General features: G+C 41.1%; 7 protein-coding genes and 1 pseudogene. 7 read left to right on the top strand and 1 reads right to left on the bottom strand.

Going from position 1 to position 6568, the window contains the following annotated elements; all coding sequences use genetic code 11:
• Positions 1-228 precede the first annotated feature (228 nt).
• From ODU50_RS10135 to jag, 7 genes are all read left to right on the top strand, one after another.
• On the top strand, positions 229-756 hold the full coding sequence (locus ODU50_RS10135; RefSeq protein WP_105153076.1) for a transcription repressor NadR: 528 nt from the start codon (positions 229-231) through the stop codon (positions 754-756).
• A 69-nt stretch (positions 757-825) separates the two neighbouring features.
• Entirely contained in the window at positions 826-1374 is a 549-nt protein-coding gene (locus ODU50_RS10130; RefSeq protein ID WP_012775368.1) for a hypothetical protein, read from the top strand.
• A gap of 192 nt (positions 1375-1566) precedes the next feature.
• Positions 1567-2760: an argininosuccinate synthase gene (locus ODU50_RS10125; RefSeq protein WP_105153075.1), complete on the top strand. Its 1194-nt coding sequence runs from the start codon at positions 1567-1569 to the stop codon at positions 2758-2760.
• Positions 2761-2773: 13 nt separating this feature from the next.
• Entirely contained in the window at positions 2774-4168 is a 1395-nt protein-coding gene (argH, locus tag ODU50_RS10120) for an argininosuccinate lyase (RefSeq protein WP_203181180.1), read from the top strand.
• Between the two features lie 70 nt (positions 4169-4238).
• On the top strand, positions 4239-4598 hold the full coding sequence (rnpA, locus tag ODU50_RS10115; RefSeq protein ID WP_004194560.1) for a ribonuclease P protein component: 360 nt from the start codon (positions 4239-4241) through the stop codon (positions 4596-4598).
• Positions 4582-5394, top strand: a complete 813-nt coding sequence (locus tag ODU50_RS10110; RefSeq protein WP_004194552.1) for a YidC/Oxa1 family membrane protein insertase — start codon at positions 4582-4584, stop codon at positions 5392-5394. The genes rnpA and ODU50_RS10110 overlap by 17 nt, the downstream gene beginning before the upstream one ends.
• A gap of 19 nt (positions 5395-5413) precedes the next feature.
• Entirely contained in the window at positions 5414-6409 is a 996-nt protein-coding gene (jag, locus tag ODU50_RS10105) for an RNA-binding cell elongation regulator Jag/EloR (RefSeq protein WP_013730624.1), read from the top strand.
• Between the two features lie 51 nt (positions 6410-6460).
• On the opposite strand, the pseudogene ODU50_RS10100 reads toward jag, so the two are convergent.
• Positions 6461-6568: pseudogene (locus ODU50_RS10100) on the bottom strand (IS30 family transposase); the annotation flags it as partial.

The raw sequence follows: 6568 nt of genomic DNA, 5'->3' as shown, positions 1-6568 counted from the left end.
TAGCCTTGGCCACCTAGCCTAACAGCTTCAAGCCTGTTATCAAATGAAATCATCAACTTACTCAAACATAGTGAAACATCTAATTCTTGACTAAGGTAAGGTGGCTAACTTCATTATAGAACTTTCAGATAACGGAGACTGTTCTGCAGTTTCCGTTTTTTTGGTTGAGGAAAGGTTGAGTTACAGGATTTTTGATATAATGGAAAAAAGTGTACGAAAGGAATGTGTATGAAAGCAACAGAACGACGTAAGAGAATCCTATCCCTTTTACGAGAAAGCCCCTACCCCCTTGCAGCTAATTATCTGGCGAAAGAATTTGGAGTGAGTCGGCAAGTAATTGTTGGAGATGTAGCCTTGCTTCGTGCGGAGGGAGAAGCTGTCTTGGCAACTCCAAGAGGGTACTTACTCCAATCTTCTTTGCCATCTACTGAAGGAGCCTACATTCGAAAGATAGCTTGTCAACATGGTCCAGAAGAGGTAGAAAAAGAATTGACAATCTTGCTAGAGGGTGGAGCTCAAATATTAGATGTTGAAATTGAGCATCCCATTTACGGCTTATTATCAGGCAAGCTGAATATTGCAAGTTTAGAAGATAGGAATCATTTTTTGGATGCCTTGGGTCAATACCAAGGTGTGTTACTGAGTAATTTAACAGAAGGAGTTCATACACATACAGTCTCTTTCCCATCTGTGCAAGCCTATAATGAACTTTCAGCAGCTTTAAAACATGCAGGTATTTTACTAGAAAATCAATAAACCTTACAGGTGTCTTGACACCTGTAAGGTTTTGTTTTATAATCAAACCAATAGAAAGAGAGGTGCCTAATGTCCCAATTAACACTATCATCTAAAAATTCAGTTAAGCAGCTATCAATTAGTGCAATTTTAACCGCATTTGCCATTTTAATACCTTTAATGATGCCGATTAAAATCATTATTGGCCCAGCATCCTATACACTTGCTAGTCACATTCCTTTGTTTATAGCCATGTTTATTTCACCAGCTACTGCTATTTTTGTTGCTTTAGGTTCTAGTTTAGGCTTTTTCCTCGCCGGTTTTCCAATCGTTATTGTATTTCGGGCGCTTACGCATCTGTTCTTCCTTACCTTAGGTGCGGTCTTGGTCAAGCGTTTTCCGATTCTCATGGATTCTAAGCGCTTTTTACTATTAGGAATTGGGCTTAATCTCCTGCATGGTCTAGGAGAATATATTGTGGTGATGGTACTTACTTCGGGGCAACAAACTTCTGCTACCTACTGGATAACGATGCTTGGCTTGGTGGGTGTTGGCTCGGCTATTCATGGATTGCTTGATTTTAGTTTAGCTTATTATTTCTGGAAAATTTTAAAAGAACGGAAAATTTATCAACCATAATCAGTTATGATGAGGAATATATTTTAGAAGCTGGAGAATATTCTCTAGCTTTTTTGGGGAATTTTTCTGGAAATGTACGATATTTATTCATTTTTTAAGAAAATTTGCATAAATATGTTGCAAAAAGTATAAATATACACTATAATAGTCACTAAGTTTTATTTGCTAATATATATAGAAATGAGAAAGTTTATGACAAAAGAAAAATTAATTTTGGCCTATTCTGGTGGACTTGATACTTCAGTTGCGATTGCTTGGTTGAAAAAAGATTATGATGTGATTGCGGTTTGTATGGATGTAGGTGAGGGGAAAGATCTTGAATTCATTCATGATAAAGCACTGTCTATCGGTGCTATTGAATCCCATGTATTGGATGTAAAAGAAGAATTCGCCCAAGAATATGTCCTACCAGCCCTACAAGCCCATGCCTACTATGAGCAAAAATATCCGCTGGTATCGGCTCTCAGCCGTCCCTTGATTTCCAAAAAGTTGGTGGAAATGGCTCATAAGACAGGAGCAACCACTATCGCCCACGGCTGTACTGGTAAGGGAAATGACCAGGTGCGGTTCGAGGTAGCCATTGCAGCCCTAGATCCAAGCTTGAAAGTCGTGGCTCCTGTCCGTGAATGGAAGCGGGCTCGTGAAGAAGAAATCATCTTCGCCAAGGAAAATGGTGTACCAGTCCCAGCTGACCTAGATAGCCCTTACTCAGTCGACCAAAACCTTTGGGGACGGGCCAATGAGTGTGGTGTCTTGGAAAATCCATGGAATGAAGCGCCAGAAGATGCTTTTGGCATCACTACTTCTCCAGAAAATGCACCAGATACTCCCGAGTATGTCGATATTGAGTTTAAAGCAGGTATTCCTGTTGCTGTAAATGGTGAAAAGTTAAGTCTTGCTAATCTCATTCAAAAACTCAATGTCATTGCTGGTAAACATGGTGTGGGTCGGATTGACCACGTGGAAAATCGTTTGGTCGGAATCAAGTCACGTGAAATTTATGAGTGTCCAGGTGCTATTACCCTTCTGACAGCTCACAAGGAAATTGAAGATTTAACCCTGGTACGGGAAGTATCGCATTTCAAACCGATTGTTTCAAATGAACTCTCTAACTTGATTTACAATGGCCTGTGGTTCAACCCTGCGACAGATGCCTTGAAGGCCTATCTTGCTCAGACCCAGGCAGTTGTTAATGGCATCGCAAAAGTGAAATTGTATAAGGGATCAGCCAAAGTGGTTGCTCGGAAATCTCCAAATTCCCTTTATGATGAAGATTTGGCAACCTATACCAGTGCAGATACCTTTGATCAAGATGCAGCAGTTGGTTTCATCAAGCTTTGGGGATTACCAACCAAGGTCAATGCGGAAATTCATAAAAAGAGCTAGAAAGTAGGAGCTTATGGAAGCAAAGAAATTATGGGGAGGTCGCTTTGAAGCCAGTCTTGAGGAATGGGTTGAAGAATTCGGAGCCTCCATTCGCTTTGACCAAAAATTGGCTAAGTATGATATTCAAGGCTCACTGGCCCATGTCAAGATGCTGGGGCAAACTGGGATTATCTCTCAAGCTGAGGCTCAGGTCATTCAAGCTGGTCTGGAAGAATTGCTAGAGGAGTATGAGGCTGGCAAGCTGGTCTTTGATATTCGAAACGAAGACATTCACATGAATATCGAAAGTCTATTGACGGAGAAAATAGGCTCAGTTGCAGGCAAACTTCATACAGCTCGTTCTCGTAACGACCAAGTGGCTACGGATATGCACCTTTATTTGAAGGATACACTCTTTCAAGTTGTAGACAAATTGACCAACCTACGTCAGATTTTGGTAGACCTTGCACAGGAGCATGTGGAAACAATCATGCCCGGCTATACCCACTTGCAACATGCCCAGCCCATTAGTTTTGCTCAGCACTTGTTAGCCTATTACAACATGTTCAGCCGAGACAGTGAGCGCTTTGCATTCAACATGCAGCATACAAATGTATCCCCACTTGGTGCGGCGGCCTTGGCAGGGACGACCTTTCCGATTGACCGTCAGATGACCTCTGATTTGATGGGATTTGCTAAGCCCTATAGTAATTCTCTTGATGCTGTGTCTGACCGTGATTTTATCTTGGAATTTCTGTCAAATGCCAGTATCCTCATGATGCACATGTCGCGTTTGTGTGAAGAAATCATTAACTGGTGTTCACATGAATACCAATTTGTCACCCTATCCGATACCTTTTCAACAGGTTCTTCCATCATGCCTCAGAAGAAAAATCCAGATATGGCTGAGCTGATTCGGGGGAAAACAGGTAGAGTTTATGGGAACTTAGTTGGCCTACTGACAGTCATGAAATCCCTGCCTTTAACCTATAATAAGGACTTGCAGGAAGACAAGGAAGGCATGTTTGACACGGCAGAAACAGTTTTGATTTCTATTGATATTTTGGCAGGGATGTTGCAATCTATGACGGTCCATAAGGAAAGGATGGCTCAATCGACAGAGAAGGACTTTTCAAATGCTACAGAGTTGGCTGATTATTTGGCTAGTAAAGGTCTGCCCTTCCGCCAAGCGCATGAGATTGTTGGAAAACTGGTCTTGGAGTGTAGCAAGGCAGGACACTATCTCCAGGATGTATCATTTGAGACCTATCAGGCTATTTCGCCTCTTATTCAAGCAGATATTTATGATGCCTTGTCCTCCAAAGTTGCTGTCAGTCGTAGAAATTCCCTTGGCGGGACAGGTTTTGAATCGATTGCAGACCAGTTGAAAAGTGCCAAAGAGGAAATTCAGAACGCAAAAAGCCTATAAACGGTATGTTTATTGGCTTTTTTGAATTTTGTGGTATAATAGAAGTAATTTTGAAAGATGGAGTGGCAGTTTGAAAAAAAGCTATCGTGTCAAGCGTGAACGAGATTTTAATGACATTTTTACAAAAGGAAACAATGTCGCCAATCGGAGGTTTGTTGTCTACCGATTACCTAAAGAGCAAAAGCATTTCCGAGTAGGTTTATCTGTCAGCAAAAAATTGGGAAACGCTGTCATGCGAAATAAGATTAAGCGCAGGATTCGTCACATCTTAATTGAATGCCAACATCAACTGGTAGCAGATGACTTTGTTATCATTGCTCGAAAAGGTGTAGAGGAATTGTCCTATCAAGAAATGAAGCAAAACCTCATCCATGTTTTGAAACTAGCTAAACTATACCAGGAAGGTGTTGTGATTGAAAAAGAAAGTTAAATGGGCAGGTCTACTGGTAGCATCTCTAATTGTTTTAACAGCCTGCGGAACAGGGCCAGTGACCAGTCAATCTACAGATGCGTGGGATAGATTAATTTACTGGTTTGCCAGCATTATTCAGTTCCTATCTATCAACGGTCAAATTGGAATCGGTATTATACTTTTTACCATTTTAATTCGAACCCTTCTGTTGCCGTTGTTCCAAATACAGATGAATTCCTCACGGAAGATGCAGGAGCTTCAACCTCAGCTGAAAAAGTTGCAAGCGGAGTATCCAGGAACGGATATGGAAAGTCGCCAGCAGCTTTATGAAGCAACGCAAGCTCTCTACAAAGAGAATGGCGTCAGCATGAGAGCGTCCATGATTCCGCTCTTTATTCAAATGCCAATCCTTTTGGCCCTCTTTCAAGCTCTGACACGTGTTGAAGCCTTGAAAGTAGGTCACTTCCTTTGGTTAAATCTTGGGGAGCCGGATCCGTTCTTTATTTTGCCGATTATGGCTGCAGTGTTTACATTCCTCAGCTCATGGTTGACCAATAAATCAGCAATTGAGAAGAATATGGCTATGACAATTATGACCTATGTCATGCCCGTGATGATCTTTTTCTTTGCTGTGGCAGCTGCTAGTGGGGTGGCTTTGTATTGGACAGTGTCAAATGCCTATCAGGTTGCTCAAACCTTGGTGTTCAATAATCCGTTTAAAATAATAGCAGAGCGTCAAGCGAAAATTGATGCTGAAAAAGAGCGTCAGGCAAAAATCCGACGGGCACAGAAAAAAGCACAGAAAAAGAAATAGGAAAACTAGGAGAGAGAAGATGAAATTTACAGGAGCAAGTGTTGAAGAGGCCATCCAGAATGGCTTGGTAGAGCTGAATATTCCTCGAAAAAAAGCACATATTACTGTGGTTGCGCGTGAGAAAAAAGGTTTCCTTGGTTTCGGTAAAAAGCCAGCGATTGTGGATATTGATGTCATCAATGAAACAACGGTTGTTAAGGCTAATCAGAAAGCAGTTCGTGGCGTTCCAAGTGAAATTAATGACCTCAATGAACCAGTAAAAAGCGTTTCAGAGGCTACGATTGACCTAGGAAAAGTCGTTGCAGCGGTGAAAGAATTTGAAAAGTCTGGTCAAACGCTTGATGATGATATTAAAGCGCAGATCTTGAAAAATGAAAAAGAAGCGACAACGATTTTGGAAGAAACAGGTCGGATTGAAATTCTTTCAGAGGATTTACTAACTACTACAGATGCAACAACATCCGCTAAGGAAGACGTAAATCAAGAAGTCGTCTCAGAAAATCAAGCAGATAATTTTGCTGATTTAGATATTAAGATTGAGCCCCAGTATGATATTGAACAAGTTGTTTCGGAAGTGACAGCTTATGTACAAGAAATTCTGGATGATATGGATGTTGAGGCGCGTATTGATACAAGTCATAATCGCCGTACAATCAATATTCAAGTGGATACCAATGAACCAGGTCGTGTTATCGGTTATCACGGAAAAGTTTTGAAAGCCTTGCAACTTTTGGCTCAGAACTTCTTATACAACCGTTATGAGCGTAATTTCTATATCACAATCAATGTGAATGATTATGTAGAGCACCGCGCAGAGGTTCTTCAAGGCTACGCACAAAAATTGGCAGAACGTGTTTTGGCAGAGCAGGAAGCCTACCATACAGATCCGATGTCAAGTAGCGAACGTAAAATTATCCACCGCATTATCTCTAAAATGGATGGTTTGACAAGCTATTCAGAAGGTAGCGAGCCGAACCGATATGTCGTTGTAGATATTGAAGGGAATCATGACTAAAAAGAGGCTAGTCCTCTTTTTTCAATGATTTTCCCAAATTTCAAGTTGAAGTTAGCCACCCAAAAGAAATTCACTTGGCGACTTGTAGTCCAAGCATTTTTTAGGGTAGTTGTTAATCCAATTTTCGATAAAAGCGACTTCTTTCGGAGTCGTTTTCTT

It is taken from the genome of Streptococcus sp. 2020WUSS084 (genome assembly GCF_044427445.1).
GTDB classification, from domain to species: domain Bacteria; phylum Bacillota; class Bacilli; order Lactobacillales; family Streptococcaceae; genus Streptococcus; species Streptococcus suis.
The sequence above is the reverse complement of the archived record's forward strand: the minus strand, read 5'-3'. Positions and strand labels throughout refer to the sequence as shown.

Coding starts and splice junctions, on each gene's coding strand:
- ODU50_RS10135 (WP_105153076.1), top strand. CDS start 229: ATGAAAGCAACAGAACGACGTAAGAGAATCCTATCCCTTTTACGAGAA.
- ODU50_RS10130 (WP_012775368.1), top strand. CDS start 826: ATGTCCCAATTAACACTATCATCTAAAAATTCAGTTAAGCAGCTATCA.
- ODU50_RS10125 (WP_105153075.1), top strand. CDS start 1,567: ATGACAAAAGAAAAATTAATTTTGGCCTATTCTGGTGGACTTGATACT.
- argH (WP_203181180.1), top strand. CDS start 2,774: ATGGAAGCAAAGAAATTATGGGGAGGTCGCTTTGAAGCCAGTCTTGAG.
- jag (WP_013730624.1), top strand. CDS start 5,414: ATGAAATTTACAGGAGCAAGTGTTGAAGAGGCCATCCAGAATGGCTTG.